The organism is Pseudomonas sp. FP1154 (genome assembly GCF_030687245.1).
Lineage (GTDB): Bacteria > Pseudomonadota > Gammaproteobacteria > Pseudomonadales > Pseudomonadaceae > Aquipseudomonas > Aquipseudomonas rhizophila.
The window spans coordinates 224,552-242,653 of sequence record NZ_CP117465.1; the positions used below are offsets into that span (position 1 = coordinate 224,552).

Sequence of the window (18,102 nt, forward strand, 5' to 3'; positions counted from 1 at the left end):
ATGGTGCGCCCGGCGTTTTCCCGGCTGCCGGTAACGGTGAACCTGCCTTTGCTGTTGCAGGCACTGGCAGCCGTTGAGGACGATCATTGGCAAGGCCACTTCAACAGCGCGTACTACAGTGGTGACTGGAGTGGCGTGGCGCTGATTTCGGCGGTCGATGCCTTGACCCCGTTGTCTCCCGGGCGCGGTCAGCCCGTGCAGCGCGCGCTCTGGTCAGAGGATGACCGGTGGCACGAGGCGTTGCGCGACTGGCCGTTGGAGATCGTCTCGGCCCGGTTGCTGCGACTCGGTCCCGGCGGGTGTATCCACGAGCATCGCGATTATGACCTGGGTGGCGCGAACGCCGATCTGCGCCTGCATGTGCCGCTGCTCAGCCCGCTTGGCGTGGATTTCTGGCTGGATGGGCAACGCATTCCGATGACGGCGGGCGAATGCTGGTTTCTTGATCTGTCGCTGCCTCATCGCGTCGATAACCACAGCAGTCAGCCGCGGATTCATCTGGTGCTCGATTGCCGCCCCAGCCCATGGCTGCAACGGCAGGTCGCCGCCGGGCTGCTCAGCACACCGGCAATCGTGGCTGAGCGAAGTGATCTGGTGTGCTTTGAGCAGCTCGTTGAAACCGACCCTCAACTTGCCCGGACTTTGCAGAGCCTGCATGACGTAGACGCTTTCATTGAGTGCGCAATCGCGATGGCTGCCGCACGCGATTTACATGTTACCCGGGAGCAATTGCAGGCGACCATGCGCAACGGTCGCCGGCAGTGGAGTGATCAGTGGAAGGCCTGAACCTGGACGGCTGGCTGCCGATCCGCGTGTGGCAAGCGGCGGGGCAGTGGCGGGTTGACTGGTGCTGGTTCGGGGAGGAGCGATTGTCGCAACCGTTCTTCGGCGACGCGGTGGAACACGCCCTGCGGTTGCCCTTCAATCAGGCGTTCCGCCGCCAGACAGCCTTGAGCGCCCTGGACCAGTGGAGACAACAAAGCCCAGGCCTGCCCCCGAGTGCATTTATTTTCCATGCCTCCCGCTGTGGCTCGACATTGATCAGCCAGATGCTGGCGCAACTGGACGACCACATCGTCATTTCAGAACCGCCGCCTCTGGATACTCTGCTGCGCAGCGATATGGTGCACGCTGACCGCCGCGTGGCACTCAGGGGGCTGATGTCGGCCTATGGGCAGCGCCGCCGAGGCATGGAACAGCGGCTGGTGATCAAGCTTGACGCCTGGAACATCGGTGAACTGGCGCTGCTGCGCGAATGTTTTCCCGACACGCCTTGGTTGTTCGTGTACCGCGACCCTTTGGAAATCGCCGTTTCCCATTGGCGTCGTCCCGGCATGCACATGGTGCCGGGGATGATCGGGACAAGCGTGTTGGACGACGGATTGCCCTTCGGCGGCCAGGAAGATTTCATCGCGCGCCGGCTGGGGCGGTTGTTGCAGGCGGGGTTGGAGCACTGCCATGAGTTTGCCGGGCTGGCGGTTAATTACGCTGAGTTGCCTGATGCGATGGCAGGGCGGCTGGCGGTGTTTTTCGGGCTGAATGATGCCCAGCGCCGGCAAGTGTTTGCCATGACGGGGCAGCATGCCAAGCAGCCGGGGCAGGCGTTTGCCGGTGATAGCGAGGACAAGCGTCGGGAGGCTTCGTCACGGCTGCGCGATCAGGTGATGCATTGGGCGCAGGGGGCCTATGAGGCGCTCGAAACCTGGCGCGTTGGCCGGCATCAATGTTGACTGACCCTGCGCAATCGCGAGCAGGCTCGCTCCCACATTTGTTTTGTGCTGGTTTGAGTATCCGCGACTGCTCTCAATCCCCTGTGGGAGCAAAGCTTGCTCGCGAGGCGGCCTGACAGCCGGCCTGGCTCTCCCGGTTGTACGTCGATCAAACTGTGGGAGCGAGCCTGCTCGCGATGGCGGCCTGATAGCCGGCCAGGATTTGGTTGACTGGGTACATATCCGTTGCTGCGGTAGCGGCTACTGGCGGTTCCGCCCTTACGGCGGGTCACTTTTGGTAAACGCCCCAAAAGTAACCAAAAGGTCTTGCCCCACCACTCGGTGCCTCGCCTAGGCTCGGCATGTCCGAACGCAGGCATTGCTCCGTGGGCCCGCCGCGAAGGGCCATCCATGGCCCAGCGCGGCTATCCCGGCATCCATGCCGGGATGCCCACTACGCAATACCTGCGTTCGGCCAGCGTGGTTAACGGGGCCCCTAGATCAAAAGCCGAAACGAGGCGGCCTGACAGCCGGCCTGGCTTTGGCGGGTGTACACCAATCAGACTTGTTTGAGCAGAACCTGTGGGAGCAAAGCTTGCTCGCGAGGCGGCCTTATAGCCGGCCTGGCTCTTGCGGGTGTACTCCAATCCAATTGTGGGAGCGAGCTTGCTCGCGATGGCGTCGGCACAGTTTGCATCAAAGCCAAAGCGCTACCCCTTGGTCCCAGGCGCCGCCATCTCCTTCGTTTCCAGATGGTCCAACGCCCGTTCAACCAACAACTGAACCCCATCGGCCATGCGGCTGATCGCCAGGGCTACGCAGCGGCGTGAGTCATCGACATCGTCAGCCAGGTCGGCGGCGATGGTGCTGATGGACAGCAGGTCTTCGGAGGCATTGGCGAGCAGGGTTTCGGTGTCAATGTGGGGGATTCGGTGAAGGCTTGACCATATTCATGTACCAGAGTTGGGGTTGGCATCCTTTCGCTTGCATTCGAAGAGGCGGCAACTGTGCGTAGGTGTGCAAGACCGGTCCGGTACCGCCGGCAGACCCGAAGGTCTCCCACGCACAATCGCCATAACGGACGCGAGCATAAAAAATGCTCGGTCAATAGCTATAACCGATTGGGTACCAGTCCGGACTTGCACGTCCGTATCACCGTTTTTTGCGATGACGGACAAAGGTTAGCGGCGCTCGGAAGCACTGCCTAGTTCATGAACAGCCCGGTGTTTTGAAGGAAATCTCCGAGGAACCTGAGAGGAAACGAAAAACGTGAAAAGGTGACTTGGCAGTCATCATGCGAGAAAACTCATCCATCTCCCGTTAAAGCGATCCGATGATGGCGTTCCGCTGTGGAATCGCTAAACTGCTCCCGCCATTCATCTTTCTTACGAGGCCGTGCCCATGAAGTTTCGCTTTCTGCTGTGGATGCTGGGGTTGTTGATGGGCAGGGCCAGCCGGACCAATCCGGCGTTCCAGCAGCAGTTGGGCGATAAGGAGTTGGTGTTTCAACTGCAAACCCTGGACGGCAAGGTCGCCCGGCACTTCACGGTGAAAGACCAGCGCATCACCAGCCAGTCCGGCACTTACCCGACGCCTGCGTTCGCCATCGCCTTCAAGGACGCGGCTTATGGCTTTGCCACGATGCAGGCGAAGAACAAGCAGTTGGCGTTCATGACCGGGATTCAGGACAAGTCGATCCAGATCAAGGGCAACCCGGCGCTGGTGATCTGGTTTCAGGGGTTGATGCGGTATTTGAAGCCGAAAAAGGCCAAGAAGGTTTAGTCGAGAACCCTGTGGCGAGTCAGCCAGGATACGCTCGATCGTTCCCACGCTCTGCGTGGGAACGTCGCCAGGGACGCTCCGCGTTCCGCTTCTGGGATGTGACGCAGAGCGTCACGGGATGCATTCCCACGCAGAGCGTGGGAACGATCAAAGCTCAGCGGCCTGCGTCAGCGGTCAGTGGCTGAACTGCGAAGCCAGTTCGCGCAACAACACCTCAGCCTCCAGCACTTTGCTGACCACTTCATTGGCTTTGTCGCGACTCAGGCCGACGCGTTCGAGCAGTGCGTCGGGAATCTCCTCGTCGGGACCCGAGCCAATGCCACGGGCGCGCAGCAGGCGTACGGCCAGGCACACCAGGTTCGGGTAGGCGGCGTATTCGCCGTCGTAATATGGGTCGTGCTGGAAGCGCAGGGCGGTGGCCAGTTCGTCGGGCATGTCCCAGTAGCGCATCAGCCATGAACCGATCTGCTCGCGACTGATGCCCAAAAGGTGCTGCTCCACGTAGCTGTGGCACAGGTGCGGGTTGACCTCCAGGTGCCGGCAGATCAACGAGAAGTGCGGCGGGAAGACGTGGGCCAGCAACAGATAGCCGAAGTTGTGCAGCAGGCCGGACAGGTAGGTCAGGCCGCCTTCTGGGCGCTGGGCGCGCGGCATGGCGCGGGTCAGGCCCTCGATGACGGCGGCGGTGTAGATCGACTGATGCCAGTACGGCGTGGTGTGTTGTGGGTGGTCCTTAGGCAGGCTCAGGGTCTTGCCCAAGGCCAGGCCCAGTGCCAGGTTGATCACCAGGTCGAAGCCCAGTACCCGGACGATGGCGTCTTCCACCGAACGGATCTTGCCGGGCGAGGCGTAATACGGCGAGGCAGCCCAGCTCACCACTTGCGCGGCCAGGGCCGGATCGGTTTCCACGACGCCGGTGATGTCATCGATGGTGGCGTCCGGGTCGACCCGCAGCTTGATGATCTTCTGCGCCGTTTCGGCCAGTGGTGGAATTTCGATGGTTTCTTCCAGCCGTTGCTGGATACGTCGGGCGGTGAACGCCTGCACAGCCTGAGTGATTTCCGCGCGGTCGTCGTGCGGGCGATCAAGGTTGGGGGTGATGTTGCTCACGGCTTCGCCGAAGGTCGCGGCACTGGCCTTGGTGAGCATGCTCTTGAAGGCTTCGCTGGTCACTTCCAGCAGCAGCCCTGGTTCGCCTGAGTTGATCAGCAGCTTCGGCTCGCGCAGCAGGCTTTCTTCATACAGGCAAGGGGAGCTGGTCAGCGCCGGCAGGCCGGGCAGCAGGCTCAGGCTATGTTTGCCGAGCATGCGCTCCAGACGGTCAGTAGGCACCGCCGTGAGTTTGCGACCGGTGAGTTCGGCCAAGCGGTTGAGGTCCAGCAGTTGGCTTTGCGGAAACAGCACCATGAGGGCGCCAACGGCATCGTGCAACAAAACAGCCTGCACTTTACGGGCGGGATTCAGGCCTGGTCGTTCGATTACTTCGTCAAAGCCGATGCCCAGTTTCTCGAGCAACAGCCGAATAACAGACGGAGCGTGCGGGGTTTCGGGGACGAGGGCAGCTTCTGTCATGGTCTGTATCCGTTTTCCTACAAGTTCAGCAGTATAACCAGCTTGCCGGGCAGGCGCGCCCAGAAACTGAGAGCGTGCTCACACTTGGCCGTATTGCTGCCCGTGACGCAACCAGCGATCCAGCAGCGGGCTGACATGCTCCGGCCAGCGCTCCAGCAGCGCCTGGGCGGCGTCGCGTACAGCGGGGAGCAGATCGGCGTCGCGCATCAGGTCGGCTACCTTGAATTGAAGCAGGCCGGTCTGGCGCGTGCCGAGCATTTCACCGGGTCCGCGTAATTCCAGGTCTTTTTCGGCGATGACAAAACCATCGTTGGTTTCGCGCATGATGCCCAGGCGCTGGCGACCAATCTGCGACAGCGGCGGGTGATACAGCAAGACGCAATGGCTGGCGGCACTGCCCCGGCCGACGCGGCCGCGTAGCTGATGCAACTGTGCCAGACCCAGGCGCTCGGGGTTCTCGATGATCATCAAGCTGGCATTGGGCACATCGACCCCGACTTCGATCACCGTGGTGGCGACCAGCAATTGCAGTGCCCCGGCCTTGAATTCGGCCATGACGGCGGCTTTCTCGGCGGGTTTCATGCGCCCGTGGATCAGCCCGACTTTCAGTTCGCCGAGGGCGGCAGTGAGGTCTTCATAGGTGGTTTCGGCCGCCTGGCAGGTCAGCTCTTCCGACTCTTCGATCAACGTACATACCCAATAGGCCTGCCGCCCTTCGGCGCAGGCACCGCGCACGCGCTCGATCACTTCGACGCGCCGGGTGTCGGTGACCAGCACGGTATTGACTGGTGTGCGTCCGGGAGGCAGTTCGTCGAGGATCGAGGTGTCGAGGTCGGCATAGGCGCTCATGGCCAGGGTCCGCGGAATCGGCGTGGCGGTCATGATCAATTGGTGAGGGCACATCCGCCCGCCCACGCCTTTCTGCCGTAGCGCCAGGCGCTGCTGCACGCCGAAGCGGTGCTGTTCGTCGATGATCACCAGCGCCAGGTTCTTGAACTGCACTTCGTCCTGGAACAACGCATGGGTGCCGACCACCATCGGTGCGCCTTCGGCGATCTGCGCCAGGGCGGCTGCGCGATTCTTGCCCTTGAGCTTGCCGGCCAGCCAGGCGACTTCGATCCCCAGGGGTTCGAGCCAGCGCTGGAAGGTGATGAAATGTTGTTCGGCGAGAATCTCGGTGGGCGCCATCAACGCCACTTGATAGCCGGCTTCCAGGGCCTGGAGCGCGGCGAGGGCGGCGACCACGGTCTTGCCGGCACCCACATCGCCCTGGATCAGCCGCAGCATCGGTTCGGGCTGGCTCAGGTCGTAGGCGATTTCGTTGCCGACCCGCTGCTGGGCCCCTGTGGGTTTAAAGCCGAGGTTAGCCAGGTAACGGGCCGGCAGATCCTTGGCCTTGGGCATGGCCGGGGCGCGCAGGGAACGCAGGCTTTCGCGCAGGCGTTGCTGGGACAGTTGATGGGTCAGCAGCTCTTCAAAGGCCAGCCGGTGCTGGGCCCAGTGATGCCCCAGGGCCAGTTCGTCGACATCGGCATCGGCCGGCGGATGGTGCAGGTAGCGAATCGCATCCGCCAGCGGCGCCAGTTGATAATCCCGGGCCAGTTCGTTGGGCAGCCAGTCGGGCAGGCTGCTGGGGCCGAGCAGGGTCAGGGTTTGCTGGCAGAGCTGGCGCAGGCGCTGTTGGGTCAGGCCTTCGGTGAGCGGGTAGACCGGGGTCAGGGTTTCATCCACCGGGGGCGGCTCGTCGCCGGTGATGGCGCGGTATTCCGGGTGATAGATCTCCAGCCCGGACGCACCGGGCCGCGCTTCACCGTAGCAACGCACGCGGGTGCCACGCTTGAGGCCCTCCTTTTGCGCATTGCTGAAGTGATAGAAGCGCAGGCTCAGCCCGCCGGTGCCGTCCTGCAGGCGCACCACCAGGCTACGGCGCCGCCCCATGACCACATCGGCGCCGCTGACGGTGCCTTCGATCACGGCGTCCTGGCCCGGACGTAAATGCCCGATGGGCACGACGCGGGTGCGGTCCTGGTAACGCAGCGGCAGGTGGAACAGCACGTCCTGAAGGTTTTCCAGGCCAACCTTGGCCAGCTTCTCGGCCATGGCTTCACCGACACCCTTGAGTGCCGTGACCGGCACTTTCGACAGCTCAGTCATGGCCGGTGCTTACTTGGCAGTGGGCGGCTTGGCCACGGAACACAGGCGGATCGAGTCAGCGAGGATCTCGATGGCCTTGGGTCGCGGAAAGCTGGCGCGCCAGGCGATGGCAACGGTGCGGAACGGCACGGGCGGCGTCAGTGGGCGAACCTCGATCACGCCAGGGGCGTAATGATGGCTGTCCACCGCCGACAGCGGCAAAATCGAAATGCCCAGGCCCGAGGCGACCATGTGGCGAATGGTTTCCAGGGAGCTGGATTCCACCGTGGTGTGCTTGGCGCCTTCGCTGCCTTTGGTCAGGGTCGGGCAGGCTTCCAGCACCTGGTCGCGGAAGCAGTGGCCTTCGCCGAGCAGCAGCAGGCTCTTGTCGTTGAGCAGGCCGGCGTCGATGGATTTTTTCTGGGTCCACGGATGCTGGGCCGGCATCAACACGTAGAACGGCTCGTCGTAGAGCGGCAGGGTCAGGACATCGGCTTCGTTGAACGGCAGGGCGATGATGATCGCGTCCAGTTCGCCGTTGCGCAGTTTGTCGCGCAGCACATGGGTGAAGTTTTCTTCGATGTACAACGGCATCTGCGGGGCGACCCGGTGCAGTTGCGGAATCAGGTGCGGGAACAGGTACGGGCCGACGGTGTAGATCGCGCCGACTTTCAGTGGGGCGGTCAGCTGGTTTTTGCCGGCCTGGGCCAGTTCACGGATGCCCTGAGCCTGTTCCAGGACTTTCTGTGCCTGGGCAACGATGCCTTCGCCCACTGGGGTCAGGCGCACGGCGCTTTTGCTGCGCTCGAAAATCAGCACGCCGAGCTCGTCTTCAAGCTTTTTCACGCCCACCGAAAGCGTCGGCTGGCTGACATGGCAACGCTCGGCGGCGTGGCCGAAATGTTGCTCCTGGGCGAGGGTGACGATGTAGCGTAATTCTGTGAGGGTCATGGCGAGCGTCCGTGAAGTTGCGAGCCAAGCATACCGGCTGCAATCGATAGACGCACGTTATCAGACTGGGGGCGCGGTGTGACACTGCCTAATGTGGGTATGGTGAGGGGATTTAACGACGCATATGGATTATTTGTGGGAGCAAGGCTTGCCCGCGATGAAGCGAGCGCGGTCCTCTCTGGAACCGAGGTGCCTGTATCGCGAGCAAGTTTTGCTCCCACAGGCCCCTTGCTCTACAGATACATTCCCTTCACCAGAAACAATAAGCCCCTGTAACAGGGGCTTGCCAATGGGTTAACGCCGACGCTTGTCGATGGAGTACACGAACGGCGCGACGATTTCGATGGAGCCGTTAACCAGCATGTCGGCCGGAGGCTTGGGCAGCGGTTGGGCGCGGCGAATCATTTCCAGGGTCGCCCGGTCCAGGGCGGCGTTGCCGGACTTGCTCACCAGCTCGAAGGACAACACATTGCCTTCGGCGTCCACCACGAACCGTAAACGGTTCAAGCCTTCCTTGCCGCGCGACTGGGCGCTGGCGGGGTATTTCTTGTACTTGCCCAAGTGCGCAAGCAAGGTGCCTTGCCAACTGGCCTTGGCCGCCATTTGCGCGGGGGATGGGCCAGGCGCCGGTTGCGCGGATTTCTCGGTCGGTGCCTTGGTCGGTTGAGTATCGCTGGGCTTTTGCTCCGACGGTTCTTCCTTGGGCGGTTCCGGTTTTTTCTCCACGGGCTTGGGTTTGGGCTTGGGCGGTTTAGGCTTGGGCTTGACCGGCTTGGGCACCGAAATCTCCGGTTTCTCGGCTTCGGCGATTTTAGGCAGCGGCAGTTCTTCGACCGGCTCCGGAGGCTGCGGTGGCGTGACGACTTTAGGCGGTGCGGGCGGTGGTGGGGCCGGAACCGGCGCCAGCTCGACCATCATTGCCTGGGGCGGCAATTCAATGGGCGGGTTTGACGTCCAGTTCAGGGCCAGGGCAATGGCGAGCGCATGCACGCCCAGCACCACGGCCAGGCTACCGCTGTAACGCGTCAGCTTTTGGCGCGTCGTGATCATTTCTTGGGCGCCGTCTCAAGTCCGACCAGGCCGACCTTCAGGTATCCGGCGGCGCGCAGGGCGTCCATCACGCTCATCAAGTCGCCGTAATCCACGCCTTTATCCGCCTGGAAGAAGATCGTCGTGTCCTTTTTGCCTTGGGTCTTGGCGTCGAGGGTCGCGCCGAGGCTATCGGCCTTGACCTCGTCTTCGCCCAGGAACAGGCGTTGGTCAGCCTTGACGCTGAGGAATACCGGTTTTTCCGGCCGCGGCGAAGGCTTGGCCGTCGAAGCCGGAAGGTCGACCTTGATGTCCACGGTGGCGAGCGGAGCGGCCACCATGAAGATGATCAACAGCACCAGCATCACGTCGATGAACGGCGTGACGTTGATTTCGTGGTTCTCGGCCAGATCGTCGTCTGCGCCTTCTTTCAAATGCAGGCCCATGGCCGATTACCCCACTTTCACCATGTGCGGTTGCGAGCCACGCTCGGGTGGCAGGTGGTCGAGGTCGCGGCTGACCAGCAACAGGACTTCGGCCGAAGCGTCCGAGACCTGGGCCTTGTAACCGGCAATGGAGCGGGCGAACACGTTGTAGATGACCACCGCCGGGATCGCTGCGACCAGACCCAGAGCTGTCGCGAGCAGGGCTTCGGCGATGCCGGGCGCCACGACAGCGAGGTTGGTGGTCTGGGTCTTGGCGATGCCGATGAAGCTGTTCATGATGCCCCACACGGTGCCGAACAGGCCGACGAACGGCGCGGTGGAACCGATGGTGGCGAGCACGCCGGTGCCGCTGCTCATGTTGCGACCGCAGGCTGCGACCAGGCGCTCGAGGCGGAAACTCACGCGCTCCTTGATGCCTTCCTTCTCACGACTGTTGGCCGACAGGCGCATCTCTTCGAGGGCGTCGTGAACCAGCAGATTGGCCAGGGTGCCCTCTTTGGCCGCAGAGGCGCTGGCCTCTTTGAGGGTGGTGGCTTTTTTCAGGTTGGCGATTTCACCGCGCAAGCGGCGCTTGGCGCCCATCAGCTCGAAGCCCTTGGCGATCCAGATGGTCCAGGTGATGATCGAGGCGATGGCCAGGCCGATCATGACGATTTTCACGATAATGTCGGCGTTCTGGTACATGCCCCATGGCGACAGATCGTGGGCCATGCCCAAGGTATTGTCGGCTTCGAGCATTTGAGGTGCGTCTGCGGCGTCGGCTTCGACAGCCTGGGCCGGCTCGCTGGCCTGAGGAGCCGCTACAGGCTCGGCTGCATCGACCGGCGCCTGGCTGGCGGCGGGTGCGGTGGCCGGGGTCGTGGCTGGCGCTTGGGCATCGGCGAACGCGGCGGTGGGTGCTAGCAGCAGGCTGAGCAGCAGGGCTGCCATGGCACTCCAGGCGCGAGGTCGGTTGGTTGGCGAAGCGGAGGGGAGATAGCGTGTCATGCTGGCCGGACCTGAGAGAAAAAGAAGGTTGATGTTCTTCCAGGCCTCGTGGGCCGAGAACAAAACTGGCTCGCATTATTGCAAGTAATTCTTGTTAACAAAAGTAATACAGTATCTTTTTTTCCTGCATTGCTAGCCGCTCGTCCCCTCTGGCAGCTAGTCTGCGGCTTTACGAGAGGAGATTTTGATGTCCGCGCCTTCTGTTTTGATCGCCGGCTGCGGTGATATCGGTGGCCGCCTGGCGAGTCAGTTGCAGGCCGAGCAGTGGCAGGTCTACGGCTTGCGCCGTACGGTTTCGCAGCTGCCGGCCGGGGTTGTCGGGGTAGCGGGGGACTTGTTCAACGAGCAATGTCCCGCTGATTGGCCCACCGGTCCACTGGATTACGTGGTGTACAGCGTCGCCGCCACCGAGCATGACGAGGCGGGTTACCGCGCGGCTTATGTCCAAGGCTTACAGCATGTGTTGAGCTGGCTGAAGCAGCATGGACAGCAGCCAAAACGACTGCTTTTTGTCTCCAGCAGCAGCGTCTACGGACAGAAGGGTGGTGAGTGGGTCGATGAAAGCTCGCCCACCGTGGCCGGTGGCTATTCCGGCCGGCTGATGCTCGAAGCTGAACAGGTGGCGCTCGACAGCGGCATCCCGGCCAGCCGCGTGCGTCTGACCGGTATCTATGGTCCGGGCCGTGAATGGTTGCTGAGCCAGGTGCGCCAGGGCTATAGCGTGGTGGAAGATCCGCCCCTCTACGCCAACCGCATCCATGCCGACGACGCGGCGGGCCTGCTGGCCTTCCTGCTGGAAGCCGACCGCCAGGGCAAGCCCCTGGAAGACTGCTACATCGGCGTCGACGACACTCCCGCCGCGCTGGCCGAGGTGGTGGGTTGGCTGCGTGATTACATGGGCGTCACCCAATGGGCCGAAAACGCCAGCGTCCGCCGCGCCGGCAGCAAGCGCTGCAGCAATGCACGGGCGAAGGCCTTGGGCTGGACACCGAGGTATCCGAGTTTTCGTGAGGGGTATGCGGCGATTCTGGAGGGGCGCTGCTGATCTTTTAAGCACCCCAAAAACAAACGGTGGGAGCAAAGCTTGCTCGCGATAGCGGTTTTACAGCCAACAGAGGTGTTGTCTGTGACGACGTCATCGCGAGCAAGCTTTGCTCCCACAGGCTCGATCCCACAGGGAGTCCGACTTACTGCTTCTCCAACACCCACTGCCGGTCACCCGGCGTGAACGAAGGCATTTCATCCGCCAGTGCCGCATTCACGGTCTGGAAAATTTCCAGCTTCTTGCCGTCGCGGGAGAAGATCCAGGTGTTGCCCTGGCCGTTCTGCTGCAGCCAGATGTTGTCGTTGCCGCCGCTCATGGATGCGCAGTCGCCGGCCAGGCATAGGGCGTAGCGATCGGCGCCCGGCAGGCCGGTGACCTGGCCGTCGGGTTGGAACTGCACGCTGGCGCCCTGGCCAGGGCCGTTGACGATGTTCCAGGTGCCGCCCAGATAAGCGGTATACAGCGCCCGTTCGAAACTGGCGCCCAGCGGCGCACCCTCGGGCACCTGGACCTGGGCGCGCTCGAACACTTGCTGCGGCTCGTTCTCGGTGGCGGATTGGTTCAACTGGTCGCCGTCGCGTTGCAGTTCGCTGGCGGAGCTGCCGTAGAAATCGACTTTCCACGCACCGTCTTCTTCGCCCAGCAGCTTGCCTTCGACATTCTCGAAACCGTTGGTGTAACGCGCCTGGCCGGCTCGGGTGTTGACGTCCCATTCCAGGTTCGGGCCATAGGCCTGCAGCGCCTCGCGCAGCGGGCCGCCCTTGGCGGCGGCGTCGATTGCCGCCTGGTTGATCCAGGTGCCGCTGATATCACGGTCGGCAGGGTCGCTGGCGCAGCCGCCCAACAGCAGGGCAGCCAGCGAAAGAGCAAGCGCTTTGCGCATGGTGGAATCCTTAAACGAAAACGGCGCAGCCGGGGGGAGGCTGCGCCGGGCTTGTTACTCGATGACCAGGATGGCGTCCATCTCAACCTGCGAACCCTTCGGCAGGGCTGCTACGCCGATGGCGGCGCGGGCAGGGTAAGGCTGGTCGAAGTACTTGCCCATGATCTCGTTGACCTTGGCGAAGTGGCTCAGGTCGGTGAGGAAGATATTGAGCTTGACGATGTCCTTGAACGAACCGCCGGCAGCTTCGGCCACGGCCTTGAGGTTCTCGAACACCTGCACGGTCTGGGCTTCGAAGCCTTCTACCAGTTCCATGGTTTTCGGGTCCAGCGGGATCTGGCCCGACATGTACACGGTGTTGCCCGCCTTGATTGCCTGGGAATACGTACCGATGGCGGCCGGGGCTTTGTCGCTGGTGATAACGGTCTTGGTCATTTATGACTCCTTGTAATGGATGGGGAGCTATGCACGCATACGAGTGATACGGATGACGCCAGTCAGGGCGCGCAGCTTCTTGATCACGCGGGCCAGGTGCACGCGGTCGTGCACGCTGACCACCAGTTGGACGACGCTGATGCGGCCATCGCGCTCGTCCATGCTGATTTTTTCGATATTGCCGTCGGCGGCGTTGACGCTGCTGGCCAGCAAGGCGATCAGGCCACGCTGGTGCTCCAGTTCGACCCGCAGCTCGACATTGAATTCGCCGGTGACATCCTTGGCCCAGGAGAGCTGGATGCATTTTTCCGGGTTGTGGCGGATTTCGCTGATGTTGCGGCAGTTATCCAGGTGCACCACCATCCCTTTGCCTGCGGACAGATGGCCGACAATCGGATCGCCAGGAATCGGCGTGCAGCACTTGGCATAGCTGAGCACCAGGCCTTCGGTACCACGAATGGCCAGGGGACCTTCGGGGCTAGGCAGCTGTTCGCCTTCGCCGAGCAGGCGGCGGGCGACGACGTAGGCCATGCGATTGCCCAGGCCGATGTCTTCCAGCAGGTCTTCGATCAGTTCCAGGCGGTACTCGCTGAGCATGATCTGCACGCGTTCAGCCGGGATCTTGTCCAGGGAGCTGTCGAAACCGTTGAGGACTTTGTTGAGCAAGCGTTCGCCCAGGCTGATGGATTCAGAGCGGCGTTGTAGCTTCAAGGCATGGCGGATGTGTGTGCGGGCTTTGCCGGTGACCACGAAATTGAGCCATGCCGGATTTGGCCGCGCGCCGGCGGCGCTGACGATTTCCACCGTGGAGCCGCTTTGCAGCGGTTCGGACAACGGTGCCAGGCGGCGGTTGATCCGGCACGCGATGCAGCTGTTGCCGACGTCGGTGTGTACTGCATAGGCAAAGTCCACCGCCGTGGAGCCTTTGGGCAGCTCCATGATCCGGCCTTTGGGCGTGAAAACGTAGACCTCGTCCGGAAACAGGTCGATCTTCACGCTTTCGATGAATTCCAGGGAGTTGCCGGCCCGCTGCTGCATTTCCAGCACGCCTTTGACCCACTGGCGGGCCCGGGCGTGGGTGCTCTTGGGTTGTTCGTCGCCGCTGGACTTGTACAACCAGTGCGCAGCGATGCCATTGTTGGCCATCTCTTCCATTTCACGGGTGCGGATCTGGATTTCGATCGGTACGCCGTGCATGCCGAAGAGCGTGGTGTGCAGCGACTGGTAGCCGTTGGCCTTGGGAATGGCGATGTAGTCCTTGAAGCGCCCAGGCAATGGCTTGTACAAATTATGTACAGCGCCCAGTACGCGGTAGCAGGTATCGACCTTGTCGACGATGATCCGGAACGCGTAGACGTCCATGATCTCGTTGAAGGCCCGACGCTTGCCGCGCATCTTCTTGTAGATGCCGTAGAGGTGTTTCTGTCGGCCGCTGACCTCGCCTTCGATGCCGTCGATGGTCAGGCAGTGGCTCAAGGATTCTTCGATCTTGTTGACGATTTCCTTGCGGTTGCCCCGGGCGCGCTTGACGGCCTGGTTGATCCGCGCCGAACGCATCGGGTGCATGGCCTTGAAACCGAGGTCTTCGAACTCGATGCGGATCGCGTGCATGCCCAGGCGATTGGCGATGGGCGCATAGATTTCCAGGGTTTCCTTGGCGATTCGCCGGCGTTTTTCACCGGACAACACTTCCAGTGTTCGCATGTTGTGCAGGCGGTCGGCGAGCTTGACCAGGATCACGCGAATGTCGCGCGCCATGGCCATGGCCATTTTCTGGAAGTTTTCGGCCTGGGCCTCGGCCTTGGTCTCGAAGTTCATCTGGGTCAGTTTGCTGACCCCGTCGACCAGTTCGGCCACGGTTTCGCCGAACTGCGCCTGCAGCGCTTCCTTGGCGATGCCGGTGTCTTCGATCACGTCATGCAGCATCGCCGCCATCAGGCTCTGATGGTCCATGTGCATGTCGGCAAGAATGTTCGCCACCGCAAGCGGGTGCGTGACGTACGCCTCGCCGCTGCGGCGGCGCTGGCCGTCGTGGGCTTGTTCGGCGTAGAAATAGGCTCGGCGGACCAGGTTGACCTGGTCCGTGCCGAGGTAGGCCGATAAGCGATCGGCGAGGGCGTCTATGCTCGGCATGATAATGACTCCTGCCGTTTGCTGTGACCCCGCGCCGTGCTACGTCGACCAGGCATAGGCTTAGACCGCCTCGTTGGACTCGTCCTCGAACGCTGCGAACAGCGGTTCGTCTTCAACGATTTCAGCGTTGGCGATGAACTCGTAGCTCATCAGGCCTTCGGCGATTTCACGCAGCGCTACCACGGTAGGCTTGTCGTTTTCCCACTGGACCAACGGCTCTTTGCCACCGGTGGCCAGTTGACGGGCACGCTTGGTAGAGAGCATGACCAGCTCAAAGCGGTTTTCCACGTGTTCTAGGCAGTCTTCAACGGTTACGCGGGCCATGGTATTCCTCGGAGCGAATGCAATATGCGCGCTGCCCGGTTGGGCGAGCGGACTCAACAGTTTAAAAAAACGCCAGCGTTTAGGGAAGCGCTGATTTTTTGACCAGCCCCTCGACCCGCTACAAGCTCCAATGTAAAGCCGTCGCAGCGGTTTTGGGAAGGGCTGTTCAGCCCAGCAGTTCGGCCAATAATTTACCGAAACGTTGCTGCTGGCGTTTCTGCTGCAGCTGGCTGGCGCGGAAAATCGCCTTCAGATCGTCTAGCGCATGGGCGAAATCGTCGTTGATGATCAGGTAATCGTAGTCGACGTAGTGGCTCATTTCGCTGACCGCTTCGCGCATCCGGCCTTCGATGATGTCGTCGCTGTCCTGGCCGCGATTGGTCAGGCGCTGGCGCAAGGCCTGCTGGCTCGGTGGCAGGATAAAGATCGAACGGGCCTGGGGCATCAGCTTGCGGACCTGCTCGGCACCCTGCCAGTCGATTTCCAGGATCAGGTCGTGGCCTTCATCCAGGGTTTGCTGCAGATAGCTTTGCGAGGTGCCATAGAGGTTGCCGAAGACTTCGGCGCGCTCGAGGAAGTCCCCGTGCTCGGCCATTTTCACGAACTGTTCGCGGTCGACGAAGTGATAGTTCACCCCGTCCACTTCGCCCGGGCGCATGGCGCGGGTGGTGTGCGAGACCGAGACGCGGATCTGCGGCTCGGCGTCGATCAGCGCCTTGACCAGGCTGGTCTTGCCGGCCCCAGAGGGCGCGGAAATGATGTAGAGAGTGCCGGTGCTGTGGGTCATGTCGGGTTAGCCTTACTCAATGTTCTGCACTTGTTCGCGCATTTGCTCGATCAACACCTTGAGGTTGACCGCAGCCTGGGTGCTGCGCGGGTCGAAGGCTTTGGAGCCCAGTGTGTTGGCTTCGCGGTTGAGTTCCTGCATCAGGAAGTCCAGGCGGCGACCGGCCGCACCACCGGATTTGAGTACCCGGCGAACTTCAATGATGTGGGTGCTCAGGCGATCCAGTTCTTCGGCCACGTCGCTTTTTTGCGCGAGCATGACCATTTCCTGTTCCAGGCGCTGCGGGTCCAGCTCGGCCTTCATGTCGACGAAGCGGTCGAGCACTTTCTGACGTTGGGTGGCGAGCATTTGCGGGACCAGTTCGCGCAGGGTGACGACGTCTTCCTCTATGGAAGTCAGGCGCTCGTCAATCAACCGGGCCAGTTCCGCGCCTTCGCGCTCGCGGCCGGCCTTGAGTTCTTTCAGGCCTTGATTGAACAACGCCAGCGCTTCGGCATTCAGGGCCTGCGGGTCGCTCGCATCACCTACCAGCACGCCGGGCCAGGCCAGGACTTCCAGCGGGTTCAGAGGCGCGGGGTGCTTGATCAGGCTGGCGACGGTTTCGGCGGCAGCCACCAGTTGCGCGGCGCGCTCGCGGTCCACCTGCAAGGCCTTGCCGGTGCTTTCTTCGGTGAAGCGCAGGGTGCATTCCAGCTTGCCCCGGGACAGGCCCTGGCGCAGGGCTTCACGCACGCTGCCTTCAAGGTCGCGAAAGGATTCGGGCAGGCGCAGGTGCGGCTCCAGGTAGCGGCTGTTGACCGAGCGCAGTTCCCAGCTCAGCGTGCCTTGGATGCCGGCTTTCTCGACGCGGGCGAAGGCGGTCATGCTGTGCACCATGGAGATTCCTCGCAATGCAGGCGGACGCAACGGTTAGTCGTAGCGCCTGGTATCTGTGGATAAAAGCCGAAGGGCAGCAAAGGCGCAGGATTGTAGCGCAGTGAGGTGCATGCCCCCAAACCGTGCATGTGACAAAGCGCTGCGGCTCGTCGGTCAGAGGTCAAAGGGGCTTGGCTCGTTGCAGCGGTTTTTTGGAACCGCGCGACGTTTAAACTGCCCTATGGCGGCCCACGGCTCTATAATGCTCGGCAGTTTTCCGTCCTCTGTACAGGTGTTCCCTATGAAACGTCCAAGTGGTCGCGCTGCCGATCAGCTTCGCTCGATCCGCATTACCCGCAACTACACCAAACACGCCGAGGGATCTGTACTGGTCGAATTCGGTGATACCAAAGTCATCTGCACCGTCAGCGTCGAAAACGGTGTGCCACGGTTCCTCAAGGGCCAGGGTCAAGGCTGGCTGACCGCCGAATACGGCATGCTGCCGCGCTCCACCGGTGAGCGCAACCAGCGCGAGGCCAGCCGCGGCAAGCAGGGCGGACGTACCCTGGAAATCCAGCGTCTGATCGGCCGTTCGCTGCGCGCCGCGCTGGACATGTCCAAGCTCGGTGACGTGACGTTGTATGTCGATTGCGACGTGATCCAGGCTGACGGCGGCACTCGCACCGCGTCCATCACCGGCGCCATGGTCGCACTGGCCGATGCCTTGAAAGTGATCAAGAAGCGTGGCGGCCTCAAGGGCGGCGATCCGCTCAAGCAGATGATCGCTGCGGTCTCCGTGGGCATGTACCAGGGCGAGCCGGTGCTGGACCTGGACTACCTGGAAGACTCCGCCGCCGAGACCGACCTGAACGTGGTCATGACCAGCGCCGGCGGCTTCATCGAAATCCAGGGCACCGCCGAAGGCGCGCCGTTCCAGCCGGAAGAATTGAGCGCTATGCTGGAATTGGCAAAGAAAGGCATGAACGAGATTTTCGAACTGCAAAAAGCCGCACTGGCTGACTGATCGTTTC

At 62.1% G+C, this 18,102-nt stretch carries 17 protein-coding genes and 1 pseudogene; 5 read left to right on the top strand and 13 right to left on the bottom strand.

Features of this window, described 5'->3' with window-relative positions:
- Both PSH91_RS00945 and PSH91_RS00950 read left to right on the top strand, forming a co-directional pair.
- Window positions 1–786 carry an aspartyl/asparaginyl beta-hydroxylase domain-containing protein gene (locus PSH91_RS00945; RefSeq protein ID WP_305467048.1) on the top strand — a complete coding sequence of 262 codons (786 nt, stop codon included), beginning with the start codon at window positions 1–3 and terminating at the stop codon, window positions 784–786.
- A complete protein-coding gene (locus PSH91_RS00950; RefSeq protein ID WP_288916506.1) occupies window positions 774–1,730 on the top strand; it encodes a sulfotransferase family protein in 957 nt (318 codons plus the stop codon). Before PSH91_RS00945 ends, PSH91_RS00950 begins: the two co-directional genes overlap by 13 nt.
- A 689-nt stretch (window positions 1,731–2,419) precedes the next feature.
- Here the strand turns inward: PSH91_RS00950 and PSH91_RS00955 are convergent.
- Window positions 2,420–2,635, bottom strand: a pseudogene (locus tag PSH91_RS00955) (DUF6124 family protein); the annotation flags it as partial.
- A gap of 475 nt (window positions 2,636–3,110) precedes the next feature.
- Between PSH91_RS00955 and PSH91_RS00960 the strand changes: the two are divergent.
- Window positions 3,111–3,491, top strand: coding sequence for a helicase (locus tag PSH91_RS00960; RefSeq protein ID WP_047226184.1), 381 nt, complete (start codon window positions 3,111–3,113; stop codon window positions 3,489–3,491).
- A 174-nt stretch (window positions 3,492–3,665) separates the two neighbouring features.
- Here PSH91_RS00960 and PSH91_RS00965 read toward each other — a convergent pair whose 3' ends face one another.
- From PSH91_RS00965 to exbB, 6 genes are all read right to left on the bottom strand, one after another.
- A complete protein-coding gene (locus PSH91_RS00965) occupies window positions 3,666–5,063 on the bottom strand; it encodes an aminoacyl-tRNA deacylase and HDOD domain-containing protein (protein ID WP_305467049.1) in 1,398 nt (465 codons plus the stop codon).
- Window positions 5,064–5,141: 78 nt separating this feature from the next.
- On the bottom strand, window positions 5,142–7,217 hold the full coding sequence (gene recG, locus PSH91_RS00970; RefSeq protein ID WP_047226182.1) for an ATP-dependent DNA helicase RecG: 2,076 nt from the start codon (window positions 7,215–7,217) through the stop codon (window positions 5,142–5,144).
- A gap of 9 nt (window positions 7,218–7,226) precedes the next feature.
- A complete protein-coding gene (locus tag PSH91_RS00975; RefSeq protein ID WP_047226181.1) occupies window positions 7,227–8,147 on the bottom strand; it encodes a hydrogen peroxide-inducible genes activator in 921 nt (306 codons plus the stop codon).
- Window positions 8,148–8,441: 294 nt separating this feature from the next.
- Window positions 8,442–9,197: an energy transducer TonB gene (locus tag PSH91_RS00980; protein WP_076383095.1), complete on the bottom strand. Its 756-nt coding sequence runs from the start codon at window positions 9,195–9,197 to the stop codon at window positions 8,442–8,444.
- Entirely contained in the window at window positions 9,194–9,622 is a 429-nt protein-coding gene (gene exbD, locus PSH91_RS00985) for a TonB system transport protein ExbD (protein ID WP_047226179.1), read from the bottom strand. The genes PSH91_RS00980 and exbD overlap by 4 nt, the downstream gene beginning before the upstream one ends.
- A 6-nt stretch (window positions 9,623–9,628) precedes the next feature.
- Entirely contained in the window at window positions 9,629–10,609 is a 981-nt protein-coding gene (exbB, locus tag PSH91_RS00990; protein ID WP_139048873.1) for a tonB-system energizer ExbB, read from the bottom strand.
- Window positions 10,610–10,796: 187 nt separating this feature from the next.
- Between exbB and PSH91_RS00995 the strand changes: the two genes are divergently transcribed.
- On the top strand, window positions 10,797–11,654 hold the full coding sequence (locus PSH91_RS00995; RefSeq protein ID WP_305467053.1) for an SDR family oxidoreductase: 858 nt from the start codon (window positions 10,797–10,799) through the stop codon (window positions 11,652–11,654).
- A gap of 142 nt (window positions 11,655–11,796) precedes the next feature.
- On the opposite strand, the gene PSH91_RS01000 is transcribed toward PSH91_RS00995, so the two are convergent.
- The 6 genes from PSH91_RS01000 to PSH91_RS01025 form a co-directional block, all read right to left on the bottom strand.
- On the bottom strand, window positions 11,797–12,537 hold the full coding sequence (locus tag PSH91_RS01000) for a hypothetical protein (RefSeq protein WP_047226173.1): 741 nt from the start codon (window positions 12,535–12,537) through the stop codon (window positions 11,797–11,799).
- Between the two features lie 54 nt (window positions 12,538–12,591).
- Entirely contained in the window at window positions 12,592–12,972 is a 381-nt protein-coding gene (locus PSH91_RS01005) for a RidA family protein (protein ID WP_003229509.1), read from the bottom strand.
- Window positions 12,973–12,999: 27 nt separating this feature from the next.
- Entirely contained in the window at window positions 13,000–15,105 is a 2,106-nt protein-coding gene (spoT, locus tag PSH91_RS01010) for a bifunctional GTP diphosphokinase/guanosine-3',5'-bis pyrophosphate 3'-pyrophosphohydrolase (protein ID WP_047226172.1), read from the bottom strand.
- Window positions 15,106–15,165: 60 nt separating this feature from the next.
- On the bottom strand, window positions 15,166–15,429 hold the full coding sequence (rpoZ, locus tag PSH91_RS01015) for a DNA-directed RNA polymerase subunit omega (RefSeq protein ID WP_003177259.1): 264 nt from the start codon (window positions 15,427–15,429) through the stop codon (window positions 15,166–15,168).
- Between the two features lie 166 nt (window positions 15,430–15,595).
- Window positions 15,596–16,216, bottom strand: coding sequence for a guanylate kinase (gene gmk, locus PSH91_RS01020; protein WP_047226171.1), 621 nt, complete (start codon window positions 16,214–16,216; stop codon window positions 15,596–15,598).
- Between the two features lie 12 nt (window positions 16,217–16,228).
- Window positions 16,229–17,092 (bottom strand): YicC/YloC family endoribonuclease, encoded by an 864-nt coding sequence (locus PSH91_RS01025; protein ID WP_047226170.1) that lies wholly within the window; start codon window positions 17,090–17,092, stop codon window positions 16,229–16,231.
- A gap of 280 nt (window positions 17,093–17,372) precedes the next feature.
- Here PSH91_RS01025 and rph point away from each other — a divergent pair, with 280 nt between their 5' ends.
- On the top strand, window positions 17,373–18,095 hold the full coding sequence (rph, locus tag PSH91_RS01030) for a ribonuclease PH (protein ID WP_047226169.1): 723 nt from the start codon (window positions 17,373–17,375) through the stop codon (window positions 18,093–18,095).
- Window positions 18,096–18,102: the final 7 nt, after the last annotated feature.